Source organism: Streptomyces sp. NPDC006552, assembly GCF_040611655.1.
GTDB lineage: Bacteria > Actinomycetota > Actinomycetes > Streptomycetales > Streptomycetaceae > Streptomyces.
Window position 1 is genome coordinate 1 of the sequence record NZ_JBEXOS010000013.1, and the last position, 26,557, is coordinate 26,557.

A 26,557-nucleotide genomic window follows, 5' to 3' on the forward strand; every position below is an offset into this window, starting at 1 on the left:
GAGATGTTGAGCTGGTACTTGCCGGAACCGGAGATGCCGAACTGGCTGTCGACCGCGATGACCTCGTGGTGCAGGGCGCCCTTCGACACCACGGGGGATGTCCCAATGGCCGACCCGCAGCGCGCCCGGCTCGCCGACGCCCGGCTCTATCTCTGCACCGACGCCCGCAAGCGCCAGGGAGACCTGCCGGAGTTCCTCGACGCCGTGCTCTCCGGCGGCGTGGACATCGTGCAGCTGCGCGACAAGGGCATGGAGGCCGGCGAGGAGCTGGAGCACCTCGCGGTCCTCGCCGCCGCGGCCCGCCGCCACGGCAAGCTCGTCGCGGTCAACGACCGGGCGGACGTCGCGCACGCGAGCGGCGCGGACGTCCTCCACCTCGGCCAGGGCGACCTGCCCGTCCCCGCGGCCCGCGCCCTCCTCGGCGACGACGTCCTCATCGGCCGCTCCACGCACTCCGCCGCCGAGGCCGCCGCGGCCGCCGTCCAGGACGGCGTGGACTACTTCTGCACCGGCCCCTGCTGGCCGACCCCGACCAAGCCCGGCCGCCACGCCCCCGGCCTCGACCTGGTGCGGCACACCGCGTCCCTCGGCACCGACCGCCCCTGGTTCGCCATCGGCGGCATCGACCTGGAGAACCTGGACGAGGTCCTGGCGGCCGGCGCCCGCCGCGTCGTCGTCGTCCGCGCCCTCACGGAGGCCGCCGACCCGGCCGCCGCGGCCGCCGAGTTCGCCAAGCGGCTGCGCACGGCCTGAATCCGGGGGCCGTCCGCACCGTGGACAGGGATTAGGGGCAACCGCATTCCCTCAGTAACCTGCCGGTATGGCCTTTGGCACCGCTTCCACCAGGACTGATCGAGCGCGCACCGTGCGCGACATGCTCGCCGCCGGAAAGACGACGTATTCGTTCGAGTTCTCCGCGCCGAAAACCCCGAAGGGCGAGCGCAACCTGTGGAACGCCCTGCGCAGGGTCGAGGCCGTCTCGCCGGACTTCGTCTCCGTGACGTACGGCGCCGGCGGCTCCACGCGCGCGGGCACGGTCAAGGAGACCGAGCAGATCGTCGCCGACACGACGCTGACGCCGGTCGCCCACATCACCGCCGTCGAGCACTCGGTCGCGGAACTGCGGAACATCATCGGCCAGTACGCCGACGCCGGCATCCGGAACATGCTGGCCGTGCGCGGAGACCCGCCGGGCGACCCGATGGCCGACTGGATCTCGCATCCGCAGGGGCTGACGTACGCGGCCGAACTCGTCGAGCTGATCAAGGAGTCGGGCGACTTCTGCGTCGGCGTCGCCGCGTTCCCCGCGATGCATCCGCGCTCCGCGGACTGGGACACCGACGTGCGGCACTTCGTCGACAAGTGCCGGGCGGGCGCCGACTACGCGATCACGCAGATGTTCTTCTACCCGGAGGAGTACCTGCGGCTGCGCGACCGGGTCGCCGCGGCGGGCTGCGAGACGCCGATCATCCCCGAATGCATGCCGGTGACGAGCGTGCGCATGCTGGAGCGGCTGCCGATGCTCAGCAACGCGGATTTCCCCCCGGCGCTGAAAGAGCGGATCCTCACAGCGAAAGACGATCCGGCCGCTGTACGCTCCATTGGCATCGAGTTCGCCACGGAGTTCTGCGCGAAGCTGCTTGACGAGGGTGTACCGGGTCTGCACTTCATTACGCTCAACAACTCCACTGCGACGCTGGAGATCTACGAGAATCTGGGCCTGCACGAACAGCGGGCCTAGTGGGCCGTACCCGCACGGGGATACGGCCGTACGAGAGGGGCGTACATGGGCTGGGCGGTCCTCTACATCGCGTTCGGACTGGTGGCGCTCTGGCTCCTCGGTGAGGTGCTGCTGCAGTACAAGGCGCGGCTGCGCTGGCGCCTGCTCGCCTTCGTGGGCTTCCTCGGGGTGGTCCTGGGCGTCCTGATGCCCTCGGTGTACGTCATCGGGATCGGCGCCATCGCCTTCGCGATCGGCCAGACGTACGTCACGCTCTCCTTCCGCAGCGGCTTCGCGGCGGGCTGGGCCCTCAAGAACGCTCCTGGCGCGCCGGAGAGCGGCAGTAAGCGCCGCAGGAAGGCGCCGGCCCGCAAGGACCCGACGCTGGAGGTCTCGGACCTGGAGTACGAGCAGGGCCCGCAGCAGGAGTACGCGCAGCCGACGGAGGCGCCGCAGAGCGCGGCCGAGTCCACCGCGGTGTACGCCACCACGGAGCCGATGCCCGACGACACCGGCCAGTACGGCGTCTACAGCGACGCGGCGTACGCGCAGTCGGCGCAGGGTACTCAGGCCCAGGCCCAGGCCCAGGGCTACGGCTATGACACGGCGTCCTACGGCTACGACCAGCAGGGCTACGGGTACGACGCGACGCAGCAGCAGTACGCGGCGCCGTACTCCGATCCGTACATCGGCAACCAGAGTTATCCGGCGCAGCCCCAGTACGGCGACCCTTACGCCGCCACCGGCGAGCAGCAGTACAGCGACCCGTACGCGACGGACGCGGGCTACGGCACGGACACCCCGCCCGGCGGCGTCTGGGTGCCGCAGCAGCGCAACAGCGAGGGCCGGCAGCAGGAGTACGGCGGCGAACTGCCCCCCGAGCAGCCCTATCCGGCCTACCCGCAGCACGACCCGAACACCGGGTACGACACCGGCTACAACGAACAGCAGCAGTACCGGTACTAGGCCTCCTTCGCCCGCGCTCGCCCGGAGACCCGCCCGCGGCTCACTGCGAGCCGCGGAACTCCGGGCCCTCGACGATCAGGCCCGCCACCAGCGCCCCGCTCATCCCCGCGTGCGGCAGCCCGCCGCCCGGATGTGCCCAGCCGCCCACCGCGAAGAGGCCGGGCAGCTCCGTCCGGTTGGCCGGGTGCAGCAGCCGCCCGCCGGCGGCGGCCAGCGCGGGCGCGGGCACGGCCCCGCCCTGCGCCCCGGTCGCCTCGGCGATGTCCTGGGGCGTGCGCAGCTCGTGCCACAGCAGCCGCTCGCGCAGGCCGGGCAGGGCCTGCGCGGCCTGCGCGAGGACCGCGTCCACGTCCGCCGCGCCCACGCGCGCGTGGGGCGGCACGGTCACGGTGACGGTGACCGCCTCGTGGCCGGCGTCCGGGACGTGCGCGGCCTCGCCGGCCCGCAGCACCGCGACCGTCGGCCGCCGTGGCGGCGGGCCGCCGTCGAAGACCCAGGCCAGCTCGGCGTCCCGGTCCGTGCCATGCACCACCGTCCGGTGCGGTGTGTCCTCGGGCCGGGCCCCGCGCAGCGCCAGATGGACCGTCAGCCGGCTGGGCACGGCGCGCTCGGACCAGGCCGGCACCTCCCCCCGGACAGCCTGCCCCGGCAACAGCCCGGCGAGCACGCCCGGCGCGACGCCCGCCACCACGAAGTCGGCCTCCTCGGCCGCCTCCCCGGCGAGCTCCACACCGGCCGCCCGGCCGTCCTTCACCACGATCCGCGTGACGGCCGTACCGAAGCGGAACTCCACCTTGCGTCGCAGACAGCGCGCGTACACCGCGTCCGCGAGCGCCCGCAGCCCGCCGGCCACCGCCCACGTCCCGAACGTCTGCTCCATGTAGGGCAGCACGGCCGCGCTCGCCGGCGCCGTCCGCGGATCGAGCCCGTACGCCAGCGCGTACTGCTCCAGCAGCGCCACCAGGCGTGGCTCGCCGCCCAGCTCGAAGGCGCCGATCTCGGCCAGGGTGCGCGCCGTGCGGTCCTTGCGCAGCAGCCGCCGCCGGACCGGGGCCGGGTACGGCTCCCGGTCGGCGAGCACCTGCCAGTTCGGCCACAGCGGCTCTTCGAGCAGCGGGCGCCGGGAGCGGTCCCAGGCCTCCCGCGCCCGGTCCATGAACGCCGACCAGCGCTCGCCCGCCCCCGCGCCGACGGCCGCGTCCAGAGCCTCGGCGACCCCGGCACGCCGCGCGTTCGGCAGGTCCGCGCGGGTGCCGTCCGCGAAGACGTGCCGCACCGCGGGCTCGACCTGGGTCAGGCCGACGAGGTCCTCCAGGGGCTCCTTGCCCGTCTTGACGAACAGGTCGCGGTAGACCGCGGGCAGGAGCAGCAGGCCGGGACCGGTGTCGAAGGCGAAGCCGTCGCGCTCGATGTGGCCGACGGCGCCGCCGTACGTCGCCGCGCGCTCGAAGACCACCGGCCGGTGGCCCGCGACGGCCAGCCGGGCGGCGGCCGCCATGGCGCCGAGCCCCGCGCCGATCACCGCAATTCGTGCCATGGCAGGGACTTTATCGGCCGCCACCGACAGCGCGGCCCGCAGGTCACGGCAGCGGCGGCACCTGCCGGGCCAGCCGTTTCTCCTCGCGCCGCTGGGCCCGCCTGCGCAGGAACCGCCGGATGCGCCGCACCAGGAGGAAGAGCATCAGCAGCCCGAGGACCAGCAGCACCGCCGCGATGATCGCGGCCGCCTCGGGGTGGAACATCGCGAACGTCACGAGGCCGGCGACCCCGAGGTCCTCCGCGGTGCTCAGGACGAAGTTCGACGCGGGCTCGGGCGAGGTGTTGACCGCCATCCGGGTGCCGGCCTTCACCGCGTGACTGGCCAGCGCCGTGGAGCCGCCGACCGCGCCCGCCGCCAGGTCGGAGAGCGACCCGCTCTGCCCGGCGAGCAGCGCCCCGACGACGGCGCCCGACACGGGCCGGATCACGGTGTGCACGGCGTCCCAGGCCGAGTCCACGTAGGGGATCTTGTCGGCGACCGCCTCGCACAGGAAGAGCACCCCGGCCGCGATCAGGACGTCCGGGCGTTGCAGCGACGCGGGGACCTCGTCGGTCAGTCCGGTCGCGCCGAAGATGCCGAGCAGCAGGACCACCGCGTACGCGTTGATGCCGCTCGCCCAGCCACTGGTGAAGACCAGGGGGAGTACGGACACGGGCCCGATCGTAACCAGTGGCGCGCCGTCTGCGCCCGAGGCCGAGCGCGCGGGCCTGAGTATCCGTACTCAGACACGCAGATGAGTAGCCGCACGGATGGGCCGCGACCTGCGAGGACGGGAGAGTGTTCCCCACGGAGAGGGGCGCGGATCCGGTACCGCCGGCACGGGGCGGCGGAACGGGCGCGGCGCCCTTGGCCGCTCCTCTCGCCCGCGAGGGTGGGAGCGAGGCACGGGGGACCCGGGGGAGACCCGATACGGGGGTCCGACGGGGGCAACGGGGGATGCGCCGGTCCGGTGAGGCCTGAGATCGACCACAGGCCTTGCCGGACCGGCGCTCTGTTCCCCGGTCAGGGCCGGCCGGTCAGCGGCTGGCCGCCGCCGACCCGGCCCTGGAGCAGCAGCGACAGCGCGGCGTGCACGTCGTCCAGCGAGCGCTCCGGCTGGAACGCCTGCCAGTCGAGCGCGGCCACCAGCACCATGCCCACCAGGGCGGCCGCCGTCAGCGGGACGTCGATCTCGTCGCTCAGCTCGCCGTTCTCCACGGCGCCGCGCAGCACGCCCTCGACGACGGCCACCGCCTCCTGGCGGACCACGGCGAGCGTCGACTGCCAGGCACGGTTGGTGCGCCACAGCTCGGCTACGTAGAGCTGCGTGAAAGCCGGGTACTCGTCGATGAAGACGAGGCCCGCGCGGATCATCGCGTCCAGGGCGTCGACCTTGCTGCCGCCGGACTCGTCCGCCTTCTGTGCCGCCTCGCGCAAGGAGGCGGTGAGCAGCCCGACACCGTGGCGCAGCAACTCCTCGAAGAGCACCGACTTGCTGGCGAAGTTGTAGTAGACGGTGCCCTTGGCGACGCCGGCGCGCTCGGCGATCTCGTCGACCGTCGTGGCGGAGAATCCCTGCTCGGCGATGAGCGTGACAGCGGCCTCGTAGAGCTTCTGCCGGGTGGCCTGACGCCGTGTGCTGCTTTCCATGCCCCCGATTCTCACAGGCCGCCCCGCGGGGGCGCTCACAGGCTCAGCTCCGGGTGCAGCCGGTCCAGCGTCCACACCTGCTTGCGCCGCGCCGTCAGGGCGGTGAGCGCGAGCGCGCCGGCGGTGAAGGCGGTGAGGACCACGCACGCCTGCCACACGGGGCCGAGTCCGCCGCCGGTGATCAGCCGCCGCAGGGCCTCGACGACGTAGCTCATGGGCAGGTACGGGTGGATCGCGTTGAAGAAGCCCGGGCTCGTCTGGACGGGGTAGGTGCCGCCCGCCGAGGTGAGCTGGAGCATCAGGAGGGCGAGCACCAGGATGCGGCCCGCCGCGCCGAACTGTGCGTTCAGCCACTGCACGAGGGCGGCGAAACACGCCGTGACGAGGCACAGGAAGCCGACGGTCCCGGCGGCGTGCAGCAGATGAAGGCCCAGGGCCCAGTGCAGGACGGACATCAGGGCGGCCACCTGGAGGAGGCCGAGCGCGGCGACCGGCAGCCAGCCCGCAAGGGCCACACGCCAGGACGAGGCGCCCACAGCCAGGGCGCGCCGGTTCAGCGGCTGGATCAGCATGTAGGCGACCATCGCGCCCACCCACAAGGAGAGCGGAATGAAGTACGGGGCGAAGCCCGTCCCGTAGTTGGGCGCCTGGTGCAGTGAGCGCGAGGCGAGCTGCACCGGGTCCGCCATCACTTCGGTGCGCTGATCGCGGTCCTTCTTGTCGTAGTCGGGGATCTTCTGGACGCCGTCGTGCAACCCGCCGGCCAGCTTGCCCGAGCCGTCGGCCAGCTTGAACATGCCGCCCTGGAGGTCATCGGCCCCGGTCTTCAGCTTGCGCACACCGGCGTCGAGCTTGGTGGAGCCGGTCTTCGCCGTTCCCAGTCCCGTATGCAGCTTCTCGGCGCCGGTGGCGACCTGGCCCGCACCCTTGTTGAGCCGGTTGATCTGCGCGACGGCGTTCTCGACATCCTGGTCGAGGGTGGGGGCGCGTCGGGCGAGCGCGGAGGCCTGCTTCTGGAGCGTCGCCAGGTGGCTGTCCATGAGGTCCAGGTCGCCGTGCTCGTTCTGGATGAGCGTGTGCAGGTCGTCCGAGACGGTCGCGACGTCCTTGGCGGCGGTCCTGGCCTTCTTCAGGTCCGGGCAGGCCGGGTCGTCGATCACCGCCTTCTCGCAGCGCCGTTCGTAGACCCCGTCGAGGAGGTCGGCGCCGGCGTGGGCGCCCGTGCGGGCGGCGGGCGCGAGTCTCACCAGGTCGTCGAGGTTGTCCCGGACGCCCTGCGCGGAGTCGGCGACGAGCCGGGCGGTGTCGCCGATCTGCTTCTTGTTGCCCTTCAGGAAGGGCAGCACCTGGCCGGCGGCCCCGTTGACCTTGTCCGCCAGGGTCCGGGTGCCGGCGGAGACCTGCCGGGAGCCGGTCTCCAGATCACCGGCGCCCTTGTCGAGCTTCTTCAGGCCGCTCGCCAGGTCGCCGCTGCCCTTCTTGGCGTCCTTCAGGCCGTCGGCGAGATCCTTCGAGCCCTGCTCGGCCTTGCCGATCCCGCCCTTGAGGTCGTCGGCGCCCTTCGCCGCCTTCTGGGTCGCGTCATGGATGTCCGAGAAGGAGATGAAGATCTTGTCCAGGAAGGACCGCGACGCGTGCGTGGACGCGGCGGCCCGCACCTCGGAGAAGACCGTCCGGGAGATCTGTCCGACGATGTAGTTGTTCGCGTCGTTCGTGCGCACCCGCAGGGCGCCGGTCTCGGGAGCGTCCCCGGAGCTGGACGCGACGCGCTTGCTGAAGTCCGCGGGCATCGTCAGCGACAGGTAGTACGTGCCGTCCTCCACGCCGCGCTCCGCCTGCGCCGCGCTGACCTCGTGCCACTGGAAGGTGTCGCTGTCGTACAACCCCTTGGTGATGTCGTCGCCCGCGGTGATCTTCTTCCCGGCCGCGGACGCCCCCTTGTCGTCGTTGACGAGCGCCACCGGAATCCGGTCGAGCCGCCCGTAGGGGTCCCAGAAGGACCACAGGTACAGCGCGCCGTAGAGCAGCGGCAGCAACAGCAGGGCGACGAGCGCGGCGCGCGGCAGCTTTCCCCTGCCGAAGCGCCTGAGTTCAAGCGCGGCGAGCTTCGGCGAGCGCATCGGCCGTCTCCTTGTCGGTGTCGGTCGGGGAGGTGGCGGCGGTGCCGGTGCCGGCGGGCGGAGCGGCGTGCTGCCCCATGGTCGTCACGACGACGTCCGCGCCGGCCGGTGCCTCGCTGCACACGGCGAGGACGGTGGTACCCGCCGCCGCCAGCGACCGCAACTGCGCCCAGACCTCGGTCCGCTCCGCCTCCGAGAGCTTCAGATCGGTGTCGTCGACGCCGAGCAGCCGCGGCCGTCCGATGAGCGCGAGCGCCAGGGAGAGCCGCAGCGCCTCGGCCCGCTCCAGGTCGCGGACGGCCGTGCGGGAGCCCTTGGGCAGGGCGGCGGGGTCCAGACCGGCAGCGGCCAGGGCGGCACCGATCCGGGCCCTCGCCGTCGCCGCGCGCTCGGAGCGCGGGCGCAGCAGCCCGCGCAGCCCGCCGTCGAACCGCCGTTGCAGCAGCGCCCGTTCCCGCAGGTGCTCCGCCACGGTGAGGGCCGGATCGAGATCGGTCACGCCCGGCACGTGCGCCAGCGCGCTGATCCGGCGTACCGCCGCCATCTGCTTCGGCAACCGCAGCCCGCCGACGGTGGCGGTCCCCTCGGCCGGGCGCATACGTCCCGTCAACGCGAGCAGGAGACATGTGCGGCCGCTGCCGGAGGGCCCCACGAGGGCGACGAGCGTGCCGGGCGCCGCGTCCACGCCGACCCCGCGGAACGCCCAGCCGCGCGGCCCCCGCACCCCGAGCCCCGCGGCGCCGACGGCGGCTCCGCCTTCCGGACCGTCCACGGCCATGGTCCCCCCACTTCTGTACTGACCAGTCAGTGCAAAAAAGTAGCCTGATCCGCCGATCGGGGCAAAGGGGCAGGTCAGAGCGGATTGTCAGTGGCGTACCGCACGATGGGCACATACGGCCACTGCGCCGTCACACAGACGACAGGAGGTTCGTCATGGTCAGGTACTCCGCAGCAGCCGCGCGCCGCCGCGCCACCACCGGCCCTGCCCCCTCACTGACCGGACCGGCGACCGACGTCCACCCCGTACTGCGGCGGGCGGGAGCCCCGCCCGCCGCGCTCGACCTGCTCGCCCAGGCCCGTGCCGGACTCGACGAAGCGACCATGCTGGAGCCGCCGAACGAGCGGTACGCGACCGCCCACCTCGCCGCCCTGCGCACCGCCGCGGCCGTGCTCGCCGCCCGCGGCAGGCCCGAGGAGACCGCCAAGCGCCGCGCCAAGATCCGCAGCGCCTGGGAGGTGCTTCCCGAGATAGCGCCTGAACTGGCGGAGTGGAGCGCCCTGTTCGAGGCCGGGGCCGCCCGCCGGGCGCGCGCCGAGGCCGGCATCCGCGGCGCGGCCAGCGCCCGCGACGCCGACGACCTGCTGCGCGACGTGGCGATGTTCCTCCGCCTGGTCGAGCGGATGCTCGTGCTGCAGCCCGCGCTGCCGCAGCCGCGCCGGGAGGACGACGCCCGGTCGTCCCGGCGGGAGGTGCCCGACGCGGGGTGACCAGCGGTTGTGGTGACGTACACGGATGGCGGGGCCGCCCGTCGGCGCCCATTAGGGTGGGGACGCCCGAACCTGTTCACGCCGAGGAGCCAGCTGCCGTGTCGGACCCGATGCGTCCCCCCGTCTCCCACTCACGAGCGACGCCGTCGTCCCCCGACCCCTCGCGCTCCCGAGCCTCCCTGCGCACCGCCGTGGTCCAGGAGGTCCTGACGGACGCCCTCGACCGTCGCGCCAAGGCGGTCGGGAGCGAGACGCTCGACGTCCTCGACACGGGAGGCGGCAGCGGCAACTTCGCGGTGCCCGCCGCCCGGCTCGGACACCGCGTCACCGTCGTCGACCCCAGCCCGAACGCGCTGTTCGCCCTGGAGCGCCGGGCCGCCGAGGCCGGCGTGGCCGACCGGGTCCGCGGCGTCCAGGGCGACGTCTCGGGCCTCTTCGACGTTGTGAAGCGGGAGACGTACGACGCCGTCCTGTGCCACGGGGTCCTGGAGTACGTCGAGGAGCCCGCGGAGGGCGTGCGCAACGCGGTGGGCGCGCTGCGCCCCGGTGGTGTGCTCAGCCTGCTCGCCGCCGGACTGGGCGGAGCCGTCCTCGCGCGCGCCCTCGCCGGCCACTTCAAGGAGGCCCGCCAGGCGCTCGGTGATCCGGCGGGCCGCTGGGGCGAGGGCGACCCGGTGCCGCGGCGGTTCACCGCCGAGCAGCTCTGCGGACTGGTCGCGGCGGCGGGGGTGGAGGTGGGCGCGGTGCACGGCGTGCGGGTCTTCGCCGACCTCGTGCCCGGCGTCCTCGTGGACACCGAGCCCGGCGCCTTCCAGGAGCTTCTGCAGCTGGAGGCGGCCGCCGCGGAGCTGCCCGCCTTCCACGCCGTGGCGACGCAGTTGCATGTGCTGGGTGTGAAGCAGGAGACGGACCCGGCCTGACCCCGGCGGTCCGCCGCCGCTGATCAGCGGCGCAGTGGCGGATGGAGTACGCCACAGGCCCCCCGATCGGGCGCCTGTCGCCGTATGATCGGGGTAGACGGTCCGGCATGACGGAACGGCCACTGGGGAATGACGCTCAGTGAGCCGGAGCGGCGTGGCGCGGTCCGGAATGGTGAAGTTGGCGTAGAGGGGCGGGTTTCACGGGGGGCGATTCCCTGCCTATCCTGAAGGGGACCCCCGGTCGCCCCGGCGACTGCACGATGAGGAGGACTCCGTGCCGCTCTCGGAGCACGAGCAGCGAATGCTCGAGCAGATGGAGCGAGCGCTGTACGCCGAAGATCCCAAGTTCGCGACAGCGCTTGAGGGAAGCGGGCTGCGTACGTACACCCGACGTCGGGTCTACCAGGCAGTCGCGGGCTTCCTGGTGGGTATCGCGCTCCTCATGGCAGGAATGGTCGCGCAGCAGATCTGGATCAGCGTGGTGGGGTTCCTCGTCATGCTCGGATGTGCGGTGCTCGCGGTCACCGGATGGCGCAAGGCGCCCAAACCGGGCGAACAGCCGGCGGGAGCGGTGCCAGGCGCCCCCGCGGCCCGACGGCAGAGCAAACCGAAGCGCTCGGTGATGGACCGGATCGAGCAGCGCTGGCAGCGCCGCCGCGACGAGCAGGGTGGCCGCTGAGCGACCCGTCGCCACCGGACCACGTACAGGTGTGAAGGGTGACCGCCCCGGCGGTCACCCTTTGTGCGTAACGGACCCGCACGGAGCTGAGCGACGCCGAGGGCCCCGGCCACCCTGAGGTGGCCGGGGCCCTCGGCGCACTCGGAAGCGGGCGCTCAACTCTCCTGCCCCGACGGGCCCGAACGGGAGGGCCGGTCGAGCGCCGCCGACCACCGCTCCCGCAGCCGTACCGCGAACGCCTCCCGACGCCGCGCGAGCGCCCACGCCACCCGGACGGCCGAGCGCGGCGCGAGCGTCGCACGCAGCCGCGCCGGGCCGCTCACCTGGGCGTGCAGCGCGGTGTACACGTGCCGCACGTCCTCACCCAGGCCCGCGACGGGCGCCGGCCGGGGCGCGTACAGCACCTGCTCCACCGCCGACGCCACCCGGCCGACGGCCGCGGCCGCCGGCGCGTCGAGCCCGCCCAGCCGCACGATGCGCGCCGCCGCCTTGCGCGGGGTCTGCGCCTCGTCCGGGGGGATGCCGTGGTCCCAGGCGGTGTCGGTCACCTCGCGCCAGGCCGCCAGCGCCCGGGAGCCGATGCCGGCGTCCGTCCGCCCGGCCGGGCCGAGCCGTCCCGCCCTGACCCGGCGCCGCCACACCATCGGCAGCAGCGGCACCGTGACGACCACCACCGCGACCAGCGCCACCAGCAGGATGTCCCCGAGCGGCAGCCCGTCGTCCGGGTCGGAGCCGGTGAGCGCCGGGGCCGCGTCGCCACAGCTGCCGTCCCGGCGCTGGGCCGCCGAACAGCTCTGGGACGACGAGGGCTGCGCGACCGAGGGCGCCGCGGAGGCGGAGGTGCTCGGCGCCGCCGGATCGCTCGGGCCGCCCGCCGGCGCGGTGTCCTGCGTGTACTCCGGGACCGTGCCGCGGTTCGGCGTCGGCTCGAAGCGGGTCCAGCCCACGCCCTCGAAGTACAGCTCCGGCCAGGCGTGCGCGTCACGCAGCCCCACCGTGTACGTACCCGTGCCCGCGGGCGAGCCGGGCGTGAAGCCGACCGCGACGCGGGCCGGGATGCCCAGCGTCCGGGCCATCGCCGCCATCGAGAAGGAGAAGTGGACGCAGAAGCCCTCCTTCTGCTTCAGGAACCGGGCGATGGCGGCCGAGCCGCTGCCGGCCTGCACCTCGGTGTTGTACGTGAAGCCGCCGTTGACGGCGAAGTAGTCCTGCAGTCTGACCGCGCGCTCGTAGTTGTTCGCCGCGCCCGCCGTGACCCGCAGCGCGGTCGTGCGCACCACGTCCGGCAGCGAGCCCGGCACCTTGGTGAACTCGCGCGCCACGTCCTTCGGCGGCGCCCCGGCGTCACCCAGCTGCTCCGCCGTCGGCCGCACGATCAGGCTCTCGACGGTGTACGACTTCCCACGCGTCGTCTGCCCGTGGTCGCCCACCAGGGTCCGGCCGACCTGCTCGAACCGCCACCGCCCGTCGATGGAGACCCGCGTCGCGGGGTAGGGCATCGGCAGCCAGTCCTGCGCGTACCAGTCGGCCGCGGAGATACGCGTCCTGACCTCGGTCCTGCCGATGCCCCCGTCGAGCCCGGGCGGACCGGGCAGCGGCGAGGGCACATCCGTGATGCTGCGGACCGAGGGGCGCCAGGTCGTGCCGTCGAACTCGTCGAGCGCGACGATCCGCAGATACATGTCGGAGGTCTGCTCGGCGTCCGTCCGGTACGTCATGACCGTGCGGTCCTCCGGCTGGTTCAGGCTGTTCTGCAGCGAGACCAGCGGGTTGACCGCGGAGATGGTGCCGCCGCCCCCCGGACCGTGGCCCACACCGGCGCCGGACGCCCCGATGAGGCCGCCGTCCATGGCCGGCAGGAAGGACGGTACGAGCGCCGCGACGCCGAGGACCAGCACGCCGATGCGGCGCCCGGTGCGGACGGGGGCGAGCGCGCCCGACCCGCCGTCCGGCCCGGGCCGTGCGCCGGGCACGCGCCCGGCGCCGCCGAACACCCGGCCCCACTGCGCCAGCCGGTCCCGGCTCTCGGCGAGCAACAGCAGCAGATAGCCGCCGGCCGCGAAGAGGAACCACAGCCAGTCGATCCAGCTGTCGGAGAGCCCAGCGGCGACCGAGTACAGCGCGAGCAGCGGCAGCCCGGCCGGGGCCGCGCTGCGGAAGGTGACCGCGAGCGCGTCCACCAGCAGACCGATCACCAGCGTGCCGCCGACCAGCATCAGCCGGATGCCGTCCGAGAGCGGCGCCGGGATCATGTACCGGCCGATGTCGTCCGCGCCGGCCTCCAGCAGCGCCCCGAAGTGCCCGAAGGCCCGCGGGCCCGGCACGATCGCGCCGAGCGCCTGCTCGTGCGCGAAGACGAGGGTGAGCAGCAGCAGGGAGACCAGCGCCTGGGCCGCGACCGTCAGCGGCCGCGGCAGCGGGACCCGGCGGGCCGCCGCGCCCACCGCGGCCTGGAGCACCAGCAGGATCGCGGCCTGCATGATCCATGTCGATCTGTCGACCAGGGGGAGCAGGGCGCACGCGGCCAGGAAGGTGGCCAGGGTGGCGCAGACCGTCAGCCGGGCACCGCCGCTCATGACCGACCCCCCGTGCTCGGCGCCGGGCTCGCGGTCCGCTCCCGGTCGGCCTGGCGCCACATGTCCACGACCGAGGCGCCGGACGGCACGGCCACCGCGGTCCAGCCGGCCTCCTGGAGCAGGCGCAGCCGCTCGGCGCACTCCGGCGCGACCGCCCCGCGCGTCCAGGCGGCGCTGTCCAGGAGAAAGGCGACGGCGCCCCGGCTGCGCCGGCGCATCCTCGCGGCCACCGCGGCCTGCTCCTCGTCCAGGTCGCCGAAGAAGGCGACCAGAAGTCCTTCGGTGCCCCCGCGCAGCACGTCATAGGCGGCCGAGAGCGTGTCCGTGTCCGCGTGGTCGACGACCGCGAGCGTGTCCATCATCAGACCGGCCGCGTCCGCCGCCTCCTGGCTCGCGCCCGCGAAACCGTCCGCGCCCTCGCCCGGCACCGCGGTGCCACTGTCCGTCAGCAGCCGCACGGAGAAGCCCCGTTCCAGCATGTGCACCAGGACGGAGGCGGCGCCGGACACCGCCCACTCGAACGCCGAGTCGGGGCCCGCGCCCTGGAAGGCCGCACCGCGCGTGTCGAGCAGCACCGTGCAGCGGGCCCGCTGCGGCTGCTCCTCGCGGCGCACCATCAGCTCGCCGTAGCGCGCCGTCGAGCGCCAGTGGACGCGGCGCAGATCGTCGCCGTAGCGGTACCCGCGCGGGATCACGTCGTCCTCACCGGCCAGCGCGAGCGAGCGCTGGCGCCCGTCGCCGTACCCCTGGGCCTCACCGGCCAGGCGCACCGGCGGCAGCGGCTCCACCCGCGGGATCACCGTCAGGGTGTCGTACGTGGCGAAGGACCGGGTCAGTTCGCACATGCCGAAGGGGTCGGTGAGCCGCAGTTGCAGCGGTCCCAGCGGGTAGCGGCCGCGCAGGTCCGAGCGGACCCGGTAGGACACCTCGCGGCGGCCGCCCGCCTCGACGCGGTCCAGGACGAAGCGGGGCCGCGGTCCGAGCACGTACGGCACCCGGTCCTGGAGCATCAGCAGGCCGGTGGGGAGCCGCGAGACGTTGTCCATCCGCAGGTGGACCCGGGCCTCGGAAGCGGCGGGCACGCGCGCGGGGGAGAGGCGGCGGCTGCCCGCGACCCGGTAGCGGGTGCGGTACAGGACGCCCGCGCAGACCAGGGGCAGGACCGCGAGGAGCAGGCCGACCCGGAGCAGATCGCTCTGGCCCAGGACGTACGCGCAGACGGTCGCGGCGACGCCGGCGGCGAGGAACGAACGGCCGCGGGTGGTCAGCCCGGCGAGCGCCGTGCGCAGGCCGCTTCCGCCCCCCTGGCCGCCCGCGTCGCCCGTCGCGTCGCCGCCGTCCGCGACACCGCCCCCGGGGGCCGCCATGGGATACCCCCCGGCCGCCATCACAGGCCCCGGGCGGAGGGCGGCTGCTGGCCGTAGAGGGGAGGCGCCGCGGGGTAGCCCTGGCGGGGCGCGCGGGTGTCGGCCGCCGGGACCGGGACGCGCTGGAGGATGTCGAGGACGACCTGCTCGGCGGAGCGCCGGTTCAACTGGGCCTGCGCGGTGGGCAGCAGCCGGTGGGCCAGCACCGCGACGGCCAGCGCCTGCACGTCGTCCGGCAGCGCGTAGTCGCGCCCGCTGAGCGCCGCGGAGGCCTTGGCCGCGCGCAGCAGGTGCAGCGTCGCGCGCGGGGAGGCGCCGAGTCTGAGATCGGGGTGGTTGCGCGTGGCGGCCACCAGGTCGACGGCGTAGCGCCGCACCGGGCCGGCGACATGGACCGTGCGCACCGCGTCGACCAGCTTCACGATGTCGTGCGCGTGCGCCACCGGCTGGAGGTCGTCCAGCGGTGAGGCGCCCCCGTGGATGTCGAGCATCTGCAGCTCGGCCTCCGGGCTGGGGTAGCCGATCGAGACGCGCGCCATGAAACGGTCGCGCTGCGCCTCGGGCAGCGGATACGTGCCCTCCATCTCGACGGGGTTCTGCGTGGCCACCACCATGAAGGGGCTCGGCAGTTCGTAGGTCTTGCCGTCGATGGTGACCTGGCGCTCCTCCATGGACTCGAGCAGCGCGGACTGCGTCTTCGGGGACGCCCGGTTGATCTCGTCCCCGATCACGATCTGCGCGAAGATGGCCCCCGGCTTGAACTCGAACTCCTGGCGCTGCTGGTCCCAGATCGAGACCCCCGTGATGTCCGAGGGCAGCAGGTCGGGCGTGAACTGGATGCGCCGCACCGAGCAGTCGATGGACCGCGCCAGCGCCTTGGCGAGCATCGTCTTGCCGACGCCGGGCACATCCTCGATGAGCAGATGCCCCTCCGCGAGCAGCACGGTCAGCGAAAGCCGTACGACCTCCGGCTTGCCCTCGATCACACCCTCCACCGATCCGCGGACACGCTCCACGGTGGTGGTCAGATCAGTGAGGCTCGCTCGATCGTCATAGGTCGTCACCCGGCCCTCCTCGGCCCTACGCTCCCGGGCCGGTGCTCCCGCGACGCGGACCGGCCCACCCCGAAACACGGACACCACGCGCGAGCAGTCGTGCACGCTCGCGCGAGGTGTCACGCACGCATTCTTGTTGCCGTTACCGGTTCGTGTCACTCGCCTGTGGACAACTGGCCGCGATATGTCAGGCCTTACGGCCTTTTGAGGGCATGCGGGGCTGCCCCTCAGCGGGGCAGGATCTCCCGCAGCTCGCCCGTCTTCACGTCGAGGACAAAGCCGCGCACGTCGTCGGTGTGCGGCAGGAAGGGCGAGGTGCGCACCTTCTCGATGGCCTGCCGCACGTCCTGCTCGACGTCGGCGAACCCCTCCACGGCCCAGCTGGGACGCTGTCCGACCTCCAGCTCCAGCTCGTGCCGGAACTCCTCGCCGAGCCCCTCCATGCCACAGCCGCTGTGGTGCACCAGGAGCACGCTGCGGGTGCCGAGCGCGCGCTGGCTGATGGTCAGCGAACGGATCACGTCGTCGGTGACGGCACCGCCCGCGTTGCGCATGAAGTGGCAGTCGCCCAGCTCCAGGCCGAGCGCGGCGTACAGGTCGAGACGGGCGTCCATGCACGTGACGACGGCGACGCGCGCGGCGGGACGCGCGCTCAGGCCGGGGTCGCTGAACGCGGCGGCGTACCGCGCGTTCGCCTCGACACAGCGGTCGGTCACGGTGGCGGCGCCCGCTATGGCGCCGTCGGCAGGGCTGGAGGAGGAAGTCGTCATGGTGACGACGGTAGTCGGCGGGGGCGCCCGTGGCCCGCTGTGGAAGGGGACAAAGAACGTGATCACGGCTTGTTGTGAGGCAACCCACAGGGGGGCCGCGCCGCGTCCGAACGGGTGAACCGACCGGCTGGGCGACCCCGGACCGCCGGTCCGCGACGCGCAGGCCGGTTGATTGACCGGGGGGCACCGTGGACTAAAGTGACGCCGAACCCCAATAACGAAGCAACACGGAGATCCCGGCGCCGCCGGACGCTCCCCGCGTGCGCGGCGCGTACGTACGGCTCGGCCTCCTCCCGCTCCGGTCGGCCGGCGTCCCTTCCCCGGCGCCGACGGACCCCATCCCCTTCAGGAGCGGGCGGGGACCCGGCAGTGCGTACGACCGCCCGCCGGACCTGAGAGGGCCCCTTGAGTCAGCGACATGTTCCGGTGATGCTCCAGCGCTGCCTGGACCTGTTGGCCCCGGCACTCGCCCAGCCGGGGGCGGTCGTCGTCGACTGCACGCTCGGTCTGGGCGGCCACAGCGAGGCCCTGCTCGCCACGTTCCCCGCGTGCCGTCTCGTCGCCCTCGACCGCGACAAGGAAGCGCTGCGCCTCTCCGGCGAGCGCCTCGCGCGCTTCGGCGACCGGGCCACCCTCGTCCACGCCGTCTACGACGAACTGCCCGAGGTCCTGGAACGGTTGGAGATCCCCCGTGTCCAGGGCGTCCTCTTCGACCTCGGCGTCTCCTCCATGCAGCTCGACGAGGCCGACCGAGGCTTCGCCTACGCGCAGGACGCGCCGCTCGACATGCGCATGGACCAGACGACCGGGATGAGCGCCGCCGAGGTCCTCAACACGTACGCGCCGGGCGAACTGGTGCGGATCCTGCGCCAGTACGGCGAGGAGAAGCAGGCCAAACGGATCGTCTCGGCCGTCGTGCGCGAGCGTGAGAAGGAGCCGTTCGACAACAGCGCCCGGCTCGTCGAACTGATCCGCGACTCCCTGCCGCAGGCCGCCAAGCGCACCGGCGGCAACCCCGCCAAGCGCACCTTCCAGGCGCTGCGCATCGAGGTCAACGGCGAGCTGAGCGTGCTGGAGCGGGCCGTCCCGGCGGCGGTGCGGGCGCTCGCGGTCGGCGGCCGGATCGCCGTCCTGTCGTACCACTCGCTCGAGGACCGGCTGGTCAAGCAGGTCTTCGCGGCGGGCGCGGCCACCACGGCGCCGCCCGGTCTGCCCGTCGTCCCCGAGCGCTACCAGCCCCGGCTCAAGCTGCTCACCCGCGGCGCCGAACTCCCCACGGAGGAAGAGGTCGCCGAGAACCGCCGGGCCGCGCCGGCACGGCTGCGGGGTGCGCAGCGCATCCGCGAGGAGGTCGCCGAGTGAGGCACGCGCGCGTGGAGAGGTGGTCATGACCGCCAGGAGCGGCTCGAAGGACAGTAGGAACGCCGGGGGCTCCCCGGGGGCCAAGGGCTCCGGGCGCCCCAGGACGTCCGGGGCCAAGGCGCCCGCGGCCGGCGGCGCTCCGGGTCCCAAGAAGTCCGCCCGCGGGCCCGGCGCGCCGGCCGGAGGCAGGGCCGCCCGCCTGGCCCGGATCTTCCCGGTCGCCCCGGGCGGCGGCGCGCAGGCCGCGCGGGCCCCCTTCGTCCTCCTCGTCGTCCTGCTGCTCGGCGGCGGCCTCATCACCCTGCTGCTGCTGAACTCCTCGCTCAACGAAGGATCGTTCAAGCTCAGCAAGCTCAAGAAGCAGACCACCGAACTCACCGACGACGAGCAGCAGCTCCAGCGCGACGTCGACTCCTACTCGGCGCCCGACTCCCTGGAGCGCCGCGCCCGCGAACTGGGCATGGTGACGGGCGGCGACCCCGCCTTCCTCGGCCCGGACGGCACCGTCCGCGGCGTGCCGAAGCCGGCCGCGCTGACCGCGCCGGCGTACCGGCCGGTGCCCCCGCCGGAGACCCTCGCGACGTTCCCGGACCCGCCGCGGCCGGCCGCGGCGCCGCCCTCCGCCGCCGTTCCCACCCCTTCGCCCGCGCAGCCCGCCCCGGCGCCGCCCGTGGCCTCCGCTCCTTCGAATCCCGGCAGGTGACGCCATGACCGACAGGGAGCCCCCGCGCCGCCGCGTGCCAGGACCCGCGCGCTCGGCGGGCACGTCCCGCCCCGCCCCGCAGCGGCGCCCGCGCCCGGCCGCGCGGCGCCCGCGCCCCGCGCCCGGCCGGGGGGCCACGCCCCTGCGCCTGGGCAGCCCGCGGCCCCGCCTGCGCATGGTGAGCCTCGGCCTGACCCTCGTCCTCCTGGTCTTCGTGGTCCGCCTCCTTCAGGTGCAGGGCGTCGACGCGAGCGCGTACGCCGCCAAGGCCGAGCTGAACCGGTACGTCAGCCACACCATCGCCGCCGAGCGCGGCAACATCACCGACCGCAGCGGCGTCTCCCTGGCGACCAGCGTGGACGCGTACGACATCACCGCGGACCCGACGCTGTTCACCAAGAAGGCCACCCAGGTCAAGGACGCGCCCGAGCAGGCGGCGGCGCTCCTGTCGCCGATCGTCGGGGTCGACGCGGACCAGCTCGCCAAGAAGCTGCGGACCCCGGACACCCGGTACGTGCGGCTGGCCGCGCGGCAGACGCCGCAGGTCTGGAAGCAGATCAAGGACCTCAGGTCGACGCTGAACGACAAGGCGAACGCCGAGGGCCGCACGGCCAGCGTGCTCTCGGGCGTCCTCGCCGACCCCAGCAGCAAGCGCGTGTACCCGAACAAGGACCTCGCCGCCGGGATACTGGGCTGGGTCAACGCCGACGGCAAGGGCGGCGGCGGCGTCGAGCAGCAGCTCGACAAGAAGCTCGCGGGCAAGGACGGCAAGATCCGCTACGCCCAGTCCGGCGGGCAGCAGGTGCCGACCGCCGGCAGCACCGAGCAGCCCGCGGTGGCCGGCTCGGACGTCGAGCTGACCATCGACCGCGACATCCAGTGGGCCGCGCAGAACGCGATCACCGAGCAGGTCGCGAAGTCCCAGGCCGACCGCGGCTACGTGATAGTGCAGGACACGCAGACCGGCGAGGTCCTGGCGATGGCGAACGCGCCCGGCTTCGACCCGAACGACCTGTCGCAGGCCAATGCGACGGCCCTGGGCAACGCCGCCCTCCAGGACGCCTTCGAGCCCGGCTCCACCGCCAAGGTCATGTCGATGGCGGCGATCCTGGAGGAGAACGCGGCCACGCCGCTGACCCACGTCACCGTGCCCAACCGGCTGCACCGCGGCGACCGGCTCTTCCAGGACGACATCGACCACGCGACCTGGCACCTCACGCTCAACGGCGTGCTCGCCAAGTCCAGCAACATCGGCACGATCCTGGCCACCGGCCAGCTCGGCCCCACCCAGCCGAAGGCCAACAAGAAGCTCTACTCCTACCTGCGCAAGTTCGGCATCGGCCGGCCCAGCGGACTCGGCTTCCCGGGTGAGACCCCCGGCATCCTCGCGCCGGCCGCCAAGTGGTCGACGTCGCAGCAGTACACGATCCCCTTCGGGCAGGGCTTCTCCATCAACGCCATGCAGGCCGCCTCCGTGTACTCCACGATCGCCAACGACGGCGTGCGCATCGAACCGACCTTCGTGCGGGGCGAGAAGGGCCCCGACGGCCGGTTCACGCCCGCGCCCCGGCCCAAGGAGACCCGGGTCGTCAGCGCGAAGACGGCGAAGTCGGTCGCGAAGATGCTGGAGTCGGTGGTCGACGACGAGGAAGGCACCGGCACGAAGGCCCGCATCCCCGGCTACCGCGTCGCCGGCAAGACGGGCACGGCCAACCGCGTCGACCCCGCCACCGGCCGCTACAAGGGGTACACGTCGTCGTTCGCCGGGTTCGCGCCCGCCGACAAGCCGCGTGTCACCGTCTACTGCGCCATCCAGAACGCCACGAGCGGCAGCTACTTCGGCGGCCAGATCTGCGGCCCCATCTACAAGCAGGTCATGGAGTTCGCCCTGAAGACCCTCCAAGTCCCGCCCACGGGCACCACGTCCGCACGGCTGCCCGTCACGTTCAAGCCATGACGGCCCGTACCCGCCGTGACCATGATCACCTCACCCGGTGAAGACACTCTGAAGAGCCCGTGACCACCACCACCTCGGACGCCGGGAACGACCGGCCGCCACGCCCCCCTTTTAGCTCAGCGGGGGGTACGCCCGGTACGCTCACCGCCGTGCCACACGCTGATCAGTCCCAAACCACCCAGAAGGGCGCTCCCGTGACGTATCCCGGGCCGCCGCGGCCGGTCGAGGTCTCCGCCACCCCCCTCGCGGAACTGGCAGCTCAGCTGGGTGTCCCCGTGCCCCGGGCGGCCGACGCGGCAGCGGGCCTCCCCACTGTCCGCGGCATCACCCACGACTCGCGTGCGGTGCGCCCCGGCGACCTGTACGCGGCTCTGCCCGGCGCCCGCGCGCACGGCGCCGACTTCGCCGCGCAGGCCGCGACCCTCGGCGCGGTCGCCGCCCTCACCGACCCGGCCGGTGCCGACCGCGTCGCCGAGGCCGGGCTGCTGCCGCTCGTCGTGGAGAACCCGCGCGGGCGCATGGGCGAGCTGGCCGCCACCATCTACGGCCACCCGGGCACGGATCTGCTCCAGCTCGGCATCACCGGCACGTCGGGCAAGACCACGACGGCGTACCTCGTCGAGGGCGGTCTGAAGTCGGTCCGCTCGACCGGGCTCATCGGCACCGTGGAGATGCGCATCGGCGACGAGCGCATCAAGTCCGAGCGGACCACCCCCGAAGCCACCGACCTCCAAGCGCTCTTCGCGGTCATGCGCGAGCGCGGCGTCGAGGCCGTCGCCATGGAGGTCTCCAGCCACGCTCTCGTGCTCGGCCGGGTCGACGGCTGCGTCTTCGACGTCGCCGTCTTCAACAACCTCAGCCCGGAGCACATGGAGTTCCACTCCGGCATGGAGGACTACTTCCAGGCGAAGGCGCAGCTGTTCACCCGCGCACGCAGCAAACAGGGCGTGGTGAACTTCGACGACGAGTACGGGCGCAGGCTGATCACCGAGTCGGAGGTGCCCGTCGTCACGTTCTCCGCGGAGGGCCACCCCGACGCCGACTGGCGCGCCGAGGACGTCGAAGTCGGGCCGCTCGGCTCGACCTTGACCGTCGTGGGCCCCCAGGGCGAGCGGATCGCCGCCAAGGCACCGCTGCCGGGCGCCTTCAACGTCGCCAACACGCTCGCCGCCATCGTCACCCTCGCCGTCGCCGGGATCGACCCGCAGACCGCCGCCGACGGCGTCGCCGCCGTCCCCGGGGTGCCGGGCCGCCTGGAGCGCGTGGACGCCGGGCAGAAGTACCTCGCCGTCGTCGACTACGCGCACAAGACCGACGCCGTCGAGTCCGTCCTGCGGGCGCTGCGCAAGGTCACCGAGAACAAGCTGCACATCGTGCTCGGCTGCGGCGGCGACCGGGACCGGACCAAGCGGATGCCGATGGGCGCCGCCGCCGCCCGGTTCGCCGACACCGCCATCCTCACCTCCGACAACCCCCGCGGCGAGGACCCCCTCGCGATCCTCGCCACCATGCTGGCGGGCGCCGCCGACGTGCCGGCGCACGAACGCGGCGACGTCGCCGTCTTCGAGGACCGTGCCGCCGCCATCGCCGCGGCCGTCGCCCGGGCCGAGCCCGGCGACACGGTGCTCGTCGCGGGCAAGGGCCACGAGCAGGGCCAGGACATCGCCGGGGTGGTGCGTCCCTTCGACGACCGCCTGGTGCTTCGCGAAGCCATCGAGCAAACCCAGGGATGAAGTTGTGATCGCCCTCTCCCTCGCCGAGATCGCCTCAGTCACCGGCGGGCAGACGTACGACATACCGGATCCGCAGGTCCAGGTCACCGGGCCGGTCGTGATCGACTCGCGCAAGGTCGAGGCCGGCAGCCTGTTCGCCGCGTTCGCGGGCGAGCGCGTGGACGGCCACGACTACGCGCGCGAGGTCGTGGACAAGGGCGCGGTGGCCGTCCTGGCGTCCCGCCCCGTCGGCGTGCCCGCCGTGGTCGTCGACGACGTACAGGCGGCGCTCGGCGCGCTCGCCCGGCACGTCGTCGAGCGGCTCGGCGCCACCCTCGTCGCGCTGACCGGTTCGGCCGGCAAGACCAGCACCAAGGACCTGATCGCCCAGGTGCTGCGCCGCAAGGCCCCCACGATCTTCACCCCCGGCTCCTTCAACAACGAGATCGGGCTGCCGCTCACCGCGCTCTCCGCCACCGACGAGACCCGGTTCCTGGTCCTGGAGATGGGCGCCCGCGGCAAGGGCCACATCCAGTACCTGACGAGCCTGACCCCGCCCCGGGTCGGCGTCGTCCTGAACGTGGGCTCCGCGCACATCGGCGAGTTCGGCGGCAAGCAGCAGATCGCGGAAGCGAAGGGCGAGCTGGTCGAGTCGCTGCCCGCCGACGGCACCGCGATCCTCAACGCGGACGACCCCCTCGTGCGGGCCATGGCGTCCCGTACGCAGGCGAAGGTGCTGCTCTTCGGAGAGGCCGCCGAAGCCGACGTACGTGCCGAGAATGTCCGGCTCACGGAGAACGGACAGCCTGCCTTCAGCCTTCACACACCCTCCGGGTGCAGCGAAGTGACCTTGCGCCTGTACGGTGAGCACCACGTGTCGAACGCGCTCGCCGCGGCCGCCGTCGCCCATGACCTTGGCATGTCCGTACAGGAGATCGCACTCGCGCTCTCCGAGGCGGACTCCCTGTCCCGCTGGCGGATGGAGGTCACCGAGCGTTCGGACGGCGTCAGAATCGTCAACGACGCCTACAACGCGAACCCCGAGTCCATGCGAGCGGCCCTGCGCGCGCTGGTGGCCATGGGCCGGGGGCGGCGGACGTGGGCGGTGCTCGGGCAGATGGCCGAGCTGGGCGACGAGGCGCTGACCGAGCACGACGCGGTCGGACGGCTCGCCGTCCGGCTCAACGTCAGCAAGCTCGTGGCAGTCGGGGGCAGGGAAGCGTCCTGGTTGCAACTGGGCGCCTACAACGAGGGTTCGTGGGGTGAGGAGTCGGTGCACGTGTCCGACGCACAGGCGGCGATCGACCTGTTGCGCAGCGAGCTGCGCCCGGGTGACGTCGTGCTCGTGAAGGCATCCAGGTCGGTGGGCCTGGAGAGCGTGGCACAGGCGCTGCTCGAGGGCGAGGTCGATGCCCGATGATGAAGCAGATCCTCTTCGCGGGCGTGATCGGGCTCTTCCTGACCCTGATCGGTACGCCGCTGCTCATCAAGCTCCTCGCGCGCAAGGGCTACGGCCAGTACATCCGCGACGACGGCCCGCGCGAGCACCACGCCAAGCGCGGTACGCCGACCATGGGCGGTATCGCCTTCATCCTGGCGACCCTCATCGCGTACTTCCTTTCCAAGCTGATCACCGGCGCGACCCCGACCCTGTCGGGTCTGCTCGTCCTCGGCCTGATGGCCGGCATGGGCCTGGTCGGCTTCCTCGACGACTACATCAAGATCGTCAAGCGGCGCTCGCTCGGTCTGCGGGCCAAGGCGAAGATGGCCGGGCAGCTCACCGTCGGCATCGCCTTCGCGGTGCTGGCCCTGCAGTTCGCGGACGCCCGCGGGCAGACCCCGGCCTCCACCCGCCTCTCCTTCGTGGAGGACTTCGGCTGGACGATCGGCCCGGTGCTCTTCGTCGTCTGGGCGCTGTTCATGATCCTCGCGATGTCGAACGGCGTGAACCTCACCGACGGCCTCGACGGCCTCGCCACCGGCGCCTCCGTGATGGTCTTCGGCGCCTACACCTTCATCGGCGTCTGGCAGTTCCAGGAGTCCTGCGCCAACGCGCAGAGTCTCACCAACCCGGCCGCGTGTTTCGAGGTCAGAGACCCACTCGACCTGGCGGTCGTCGCCTCGGCCCTGATGGGCGCCTGCTTCGGCTTCCTGTGGTGGAACACCTCGCCCGCCAAGATCTTCATGGGCGACACCGGCTCGCTGGCCCTCGGCGGCGCCCTCGCCGGGCTCGCGATCTGCTCGCGCACCGAGCTGCTGCTCGCCCTGCTCGGCGGCCTCTTCGTGATGATCACGATGTCCGTGGTCATCCAGGTCGGCTCCTTCAAGATGACCGGCAAGCGGGTCTTCCGGATGGCGCCGCTTCAGCACCACTTCGAACTCAAGGGGTGGTCCGAAGTCCTTGTCGTGGTCCGCTTCTGGATCATCCAGGGCATGTGCGTGATCGTCGGACTCGGCCTCTTCTACGCAGGATGGGCAGCCAAGAAGTGACATCTGGTCAGGGCTCCTGGCAGGGGATGAGCATCACCGTCGCCGGTCTCGGCGTGAGCGGCCTCAGCGCCGCCCGCGCCCTGGCCGGCCTCGGCGCGTCCGTCACCGTCGTGGACGGCGGCGACGGCCCCGCCCAGCGCGAAAAGGCCGCTCTTCTTGAAGAAGAGGGCATCTCCGTACGGCTGGGGGATGCCACCACGCTGCCCGAGGGCACCGGCCTGGTCGTCACCTCGCCGGGCTGGAAGCCGGCCTCGCCCCTGTTCGCCGCGGCCGCGGCGGCGGGCGTGGACGTCATCGGCGACGTGGAGCTCGCCTGGCGCCTTCGCGGCCCCGACGCGGCGCCCTGGCTCGCCATCACGGGCACGAACGGCAAGACCACCACGACGCAGATGCTCGCCGCGATCCTGGCCGCCGCGGGCCTGCGCACGGCCGCCGTCGGCAACATCGGCACCCCGATCGTCGACGTGGTCCTGGAGGGCGACGACGCCTACGACGTCCTCGCCGTCGAGCTCTCCTCGTACCAGCTGCACTGGGCGCCCTCGCTGCGCGCCCACTCCGGAGCCGTCCTCAACCTCGCCCCCGACCACCTCGACTGGCACGGCTCCATGGCGGCGTACGCCGCCGACAAGGGCCGCATCTACGAGGGCATCCAGGTCGCCTGCGTCTACAACCTCGCGGACCCCGCCACCGAGCGCCTCGTGCGCGCCGCCGACGTCGAGGAGGGCTGCCGCGCGATCGGCTTCACCCTCAACGCGCCCGGCCCCTCCGAACTCGGCGTCGTCGACGGCATCCTGGTCGACCGGGCCTTCGTCGCGGACCGGCAGAACAGTGCCCAGGAGCTGGCCGAGGTCTCCGACGTCACCCCGGCGGCCCCGCACAACATCGCCAACGCCCTCGCGGCCGCCGCCCTCGCCCGCGCCTTCGGCGTCGAGCCGGCCGCCGTCCGCGCCGGACTGCGCGCCTTCACCCCCGACGCCCACCGCATCGCGCACGTCGCCGACGTCGCCGGGGTCGCCTACGTGGACGACTCCAAGGCGACCAACACCCACGCCGCGCAGGCCTCGTTGGCCGCGTACGAGTCGATCGTGTGGATCGCCGGCGGGCTCGCGAAGGGCGCGACCTTCGACACCCTCGTCACGGACGCGGCGAAGCGGCTGCGGGGCGTCGTCCTGATCGGCGCCGACCGGGCCCTGATCCGTGAAGCCCTGGAGCGACACGCCCCGGAAGTACCCGTCGTCGACCTCGACCGGACCGACACTGGGGCGATGTCCGCGGCGGTCCAGGAGGCGGCACGGCTCGCCCGCCCGGGGGACACCGTGCTGATGGCCCCGGCCTGCGCGTCCATGGACATGTTCACCAACTACAACAAGCGCGGCGAGGCGTTCGCACAAGCGGTGCGCGAACTCGGCGCCGCCGGCGTCTGACGGTACCTTCGGGTGCCCGGTGACGCCGGGCACCCCTCGGGAGGGGAACGTGGCAGCGCACCAGCAAACGCCGAGCAGG

At 73.1% G+C, this 26,557-nt stretch carries 22 protein-coding genes; 13 read left to right on the forward strand and 9 right to left on the reverse strand.

Annotation, left to right across the window (positions count from 1 at the left end; genetic code table 11):
- The first annotated feature begins 105 nt into the window (after positions 1-105).
- The 3 genes from thiE (at position 106) to ABZY33_RS10560 (ending at position 2,686) form a co-directional block, all read left to right on the forward strand.
- The gene (gene thiE / locus ABZY33_RS10550; RefSeq protein ID WP_356491145.1) at positions 106-753 is read left to right on the forward strand and encodes a thiamine phosphate synthase; all 648 of its coding nucleotides are present in this window, start codon (positions 106-108) and stop codon (positions 751-753) included.
- A 67-nt stretch (positions 754-820) separates the two neighbouring features.
- Complete coding sequence (gene metF, locus ABZY33_RS10555) at positions 821-1,741, forward strand: methylenetetrahydrofolate reductase [NAD(P)H] (protein WP_356491146.1); 921 nt, start codon at positions 821-823, stop codon at positions 1,739-1,741.
- A gap of 45 nt (positions 1,742-1,786) precedes the next feature.
- Positions 1,787-2,686, forward strand: coding sequence for a hypothetical protein (locus ABZY33_RS10560; protein ID WP_356491147.1), 900 nt, complete (start codon positions 1,787-1,789; stop codon positions 2,684-2,686).
- A 40-nt stretch (positions 2,687-2,726) separates the two neighbouring features.
- Here ABZY33_RS10560 and ABZY33_RS10565 read toward each other — a convergent pair whose 3' ends face one another.
- The 5 genes from ABZY33_RS10565 to ABZY33_RS10585 all read right to left on the reverse strand — a co-directional run bounded on the left by ABZY33_RS10565 (position 2,727) and on the right by ABZY33_RS10585 (position 8,753).
- Positions 2,727-4,223, reverse strand: a complete 1,497-nt coding sequence (locus ABZY33_RS10565) for an NAD(P)/FAD-dependent oxidoreductase (RefSeq protein ID WP_356491148.1) — start codon at positions 4,221-4,223, stop codon at positions 2,727-2,729.
- A gap of 43 nt (positions 4,224-4,266) precedes the next feature.
- A complete protein-coding gene (locus ABZY33_RS10570) occupies positions 4,267-4,878 on the reverse strand; it encodes a DUF4126 domain-containing protein (RefSeq protein WP_356491149.1) in 612 nt (203 codons plus the stop codon).
- A 350-nt stretch (positions 4,879-5,228) separates the two neighbouring features.
- Entirely contained in the window at positions 5,229-5,855 is a 627-nt protein-coding gene (locus ABZY33_RS10575; protein WP_356491150.1) for a TetR/AcrR family transcriptional regulator, read from the reverse strand.
- Positions 5,856-5,890: 35 nt separating this feature from the next.
- Positions 5,891-7,975 (reverse strand): YhgE/Pip domain-containing protein, encoded by a 2,085-nt coding sequence (locus ABZY33_RS10580; RefSeq protein ID WP_356491151.1) that lies wholly within the window; start codon positions 7,973-7,975, stop codon positions 5,891-5,893.
- A complete protein-coding gene (locus tag ABZY33_RS10585; protein WP_356491152.1) occupies positions 7,947-8,753 on the reverse strand; it encodes an ATP-binding cassette domain-containing protein in 807 nt (268 codons plus the stop codon). Before ABZY33_RS10585 ends, ABZY33_RS10580 begins: the two co-directional genes overlap by 29 nt.
- Positions 8,754-8,908: 155 nt before the next feature.
- On the opposite strand from ABZY33_RS10585, the gene ABZY33_RS10590 reads away from it, so the two are divergent.
- From ABZY33_RS10590 to ABZY33_RS10600, 3 genes are all read left to right on the forward strand, one after another.
- Positions 8,909-9,463 (forward strand): SAV_6107 family HEPN domain-containing protein, encoded by a 555-nt coding sequence (locus tag ABZY33_RS10590; protein WP_356491153.1) that lies wholly within the window; start codon positions 8,909-8,911, stop codon positions 9,461-9,463.
- A gap of 98 nt (positions 9,464-9,561) precedes the next feature.
- Positions 9,562-10,383 carry a methyltransferase gene (locus ABZY33_RS10595; protein WP_356491154.1) on the forward strand — a complete coding sequence of 274 codons (822 nt, stop codon included), beginning with the start codon at positions 9,562-9,564 and terminating at the stop codon, positions 10,381-10,383.
- 274 nt (positions 10,384-10,657) lie between these two features.
- Positions 10,658-11,062, forward strand: coding sequence for a DUF3040 domain-containing protein (locus tag ABZY33_RS10600; RefSeq protein ID WP_356491155.1), 405 nt, complete (start codon positions 10,658-10,660; stop codon positions 11,060-11,062).
- A 155-nt stretch (positions 11,063-11,217) separates the two neighbouring features.
- On the opposite strand, the gene ABZY33_RS10605 is transcribed toward ABZY33_RS10600, so the two are convergent.
- The 4 genes from ABZY33_RS10605 to ABZY33_RS10620 all read right to left on the reverse strand — a co-directional run bounded on the left by ABZY33_RS10605 (position 11,218) and on the right by ABZY33_RS10620 (position 16,830).
- The gene (locus ABZY33_RS10605; protein ID WP_356491156.1) at positions 11,218-13,638 is read right to left on the reverse strand and encodes a DUF3488 and transglutaminase-like domain-containing protein; all 2,421 of its coding nucleotides are present in this window, start codon (positions 13,636-13,638) and stop codon (positions 11,218-11,220) included.
- Complete coding sequence (locus ABZY33_RS10610; protein ID WP_356491157.1) at positions 13,635-15,005, reverse strand: DUF58 domain-containing protein; 1,371 nt, start codon at positions 15,003-15,005, stop codon at positions 13,635-13,637. The genes ABZY33_RS10605 and ABZY33_RS10610 overlap by 4 nt, the downstream gene beginning before the upstream one ends.
- A gap of 20 nt (positions 15,006-15,025) precedes the next feature.
- Positions 15,026-16,069, reverse strand: a complete 1,044-nt coding sequence (locus ABZY33_RS10615) for a MoxR family ATPase (RefSeq protein WP_356491158.1) — start codon at positions 16,067-16,069, stop codon at positions 15,026-15,028.
- A 218-nt stretch (positions 16,070-16,287) separates the two neighbouring features.
- Positions 16,288-16,830, reverse strand: a complete 543-nt coding sequence (locus ABZY33_RS10620) for a carbonic anhydrase (protein ID WP_356491159.1) — start codon at positions 16,828-16,830, stop codon at positions 16,288-16,290.
- Positions 16,831-17,235: 405 nt separating this feature from the next.
- Here ABZY33_RS10620 and rsmH point away from each other — a divergent pair, with 405 nt between their 5' ends.
- The 7 genes from rsmH to murD all read left to right on the forward strand — a co-directional run bounded on the left by rsmH (position 17,236) and on the right by murD (position 26,478).
- Positions 17,236-18,192: a 16S rRNA (cytosine(1402)-N(4))-methyltransferase RsmH gene (gene rsmH, locus ABZY33_RS10625; protein WP_356491160.1), complete on the forward strand. Its 957-nt coding sequence runs from the start codon at positions 17,236-17,238 to the stop codon at positions 18,190-18,192.
- A 25-nt stretch (positions 18,193-18,217) separates the two neighbouring features.
- Positions 18,218-18,895 (forward strand): septum formation initiator family protein, encoded by a 678-nt coding sequence (locus tag ABZY33_RS10630; RefSeq protein WP_356491161.1) that lies wholly within the window; start codon positions 18,218-18,220, stop codon positions 18,893-18,895.
- A 4-nt stretch (positions 18,896-18,899) separates the two neighbouring features.
- Complete coding sequence (locus tag ABZY33_RS10635) at positions 18,900-20,852, forward strand: penicillin-binding protein 2 (protein ID WP_356491162.1); 1,953 nt, start codon at positions 18,900-18,902, stop codon at positions 20,850-20,852.
- Positions 20,853-21,001: 149 nt separating this feature from the next.
- Positions 21,002-22,585, forward strand: a complete 1,584-nt coding sequence (locus tag ABZY33_RS10640; RefSeq protein WP_356491163.1) for a UDP-N-acetylmuramoyl-L-alanyl-D-glutamate--2,6-diaminopimelate ligase — start codon at positions 21,002-21,004, stop codon at positions 22,583-22,585.
- A 4-nt stretch (positions 22,586-22,589) separates the two neighbouring features.
- On the forward strand, positions 22,590-23,984 hold the full coding sequence (gene murF, locus ABZY33_RS10645; protein ID WP_356491164.1) for a UDP-N-acetylmuramoyl-tripeptide--D-alanyl-D-alanine ligase: 1,395 nt from the start codon (positions 22,590-22,592) through the stop codon (positions 23,982-23,984).
- The gene (gene mraY, locus ABZY33_RS10650; RefSeq protein ID WP_356491165.1) at positions 23,981-25,054 is read left to right on the forward strand and encodes a phospho-N-acetylmuramoyl-pentapeptide-transferase; all 1,074 of its coding nucleotides are present in this window, start codon (positions 23,981-23,983) and stop codon (positions 25,052-25,054) included. The genes murF and mraY overlap by 4 nt, the downstream gene beginning before the upstream one ends.
- A 26-nt stretch (positions 25,055-25,080) precedes the next feature.
- Positions 25,081-26,478 (forward strand): UDP-N-acetylmuramoyl-L-alanine--D-glutamate ligase, encoded by a 1,398-nt coding sequence (murD, locus tag ABZY33_RS10655; RefSeq protein WP_356491166.1) that lies wholly within the window; start codon positions 25,081-25,083, stop codon positions 26,476-26,478.
- Positions 26,479-26,557: the final 79 nt, after the last annotated feature.

Excerpts from the sequence above, each read along its gene's own strand:
- thiE (WP_356491145.1), top strand. The coding sequence starts at position 106 with ATGGCCGACCCGCAGCGCGCCCGGCTCGCCGACGCCCGGCTCTATCTC.
- metF (WP_356491146.1), top strand. The coding sequence starts at position 821 with ATGGCCTTTGGCACCGCTTCCACCAGGACTGATCGAGCGCGCACCGTG.
- ABZY33_RS10560 (WP_356491147.1), top strand. The coding sequence starts at position 1,787 with ATGGGCTGGGCGGTCCTCTACATCGCGTTCGGACTGGTGGCGCTCTGG.
- ABZY33_RS10565 (WP_356491148.1), bottom strand. The coding sequence starts at position 4,223 with ATGGCACGAATTGCGGTGATCGGCGCGGGGCTCGGCGCCATGGCGGCC.
- ABZY33_RS10575 (WP_356491150.1), bottom strand. The coding sequence starts at position 5,855 with ATGGAAAGCAGCACACGGCGTCAGGCCACCCGGCAGAAGCTCTACGAG.
- ABZY33_RS10580 (WP_356491151.1), bottom strand. The coding sequence starts at position 7,975 with ATGCGCTCGCCGAAGCTCGCCGCGCTTGAACTCAGGCGCTTCGGCAGG.
- ABZY33_RS10585 (WP_356491152.1), bottom strand. The coding sequence starts at position 8,753 with ATGGCCGTGGACGGTCCGGAAGGCGGAGCCGCCGTCGGCGCCGCGGGG.
- ABZY33_RS10590 (WP_356491153.1), top strand. The coding sequence starts at position 8,909 with ATGGTCAGGTACTCCGCAGCAGCCGCGCGCCGCCGCGCCACCACCGGC.
- ABZY33_RS10605 (WP_356491156.1), bottom strand. The coding sequence starts at position 13,638 with ATGAGCGGCGGTGCCCGGCTGACGGTCTGCGCCACCCTGGCCACCTTC.
- ABZY33_RS10610 (WP_356491157.1), bottom strand. The coding sequence starts at position 15,005 with ATGGCGGCCCCCGGGGGCGGTGTCGCGGACGGCGGCGACGCGACGGGC.
- ABZY33_RS10620 (WP_356491159.1), bottom strand. The coding sequence starts at position 16,830 with ATGACGACTTCCTCCTCCAGCCCTGCCGACGGCGCCATAGCGGGCGCC.
- ABZY33_RS10630 (WP_356491161.1), top strand. The coding sequence starts at position 18,218 with ATGACCGCCAGGAGCGGCTCGAAGGACAGTAGGAACGCCGGGGGCTCC.
- ABZY33_RS10635 (WP_356491162.1), top strand. The coding sequence starts at position 18,900 with ATGACCGACAGGGAGCCCCCGCGCCGCCGCGTGCCAGGACCCGCGCGC.
- mraY (WP_356491165.1), top strand. The coding sequence starts at position 23,981 with ATGATGAAGCAGATCCTCTTCGCGGGCGTGATCGGGCTCTTCCTGACC.
- murD (WP_356491166.1), top strand. The coding sequence starts at position 25,081 with ATGAGCATCACCGTCGCCGGTCTCGGCGTGAGCGGCCTCAGCGCCGCC.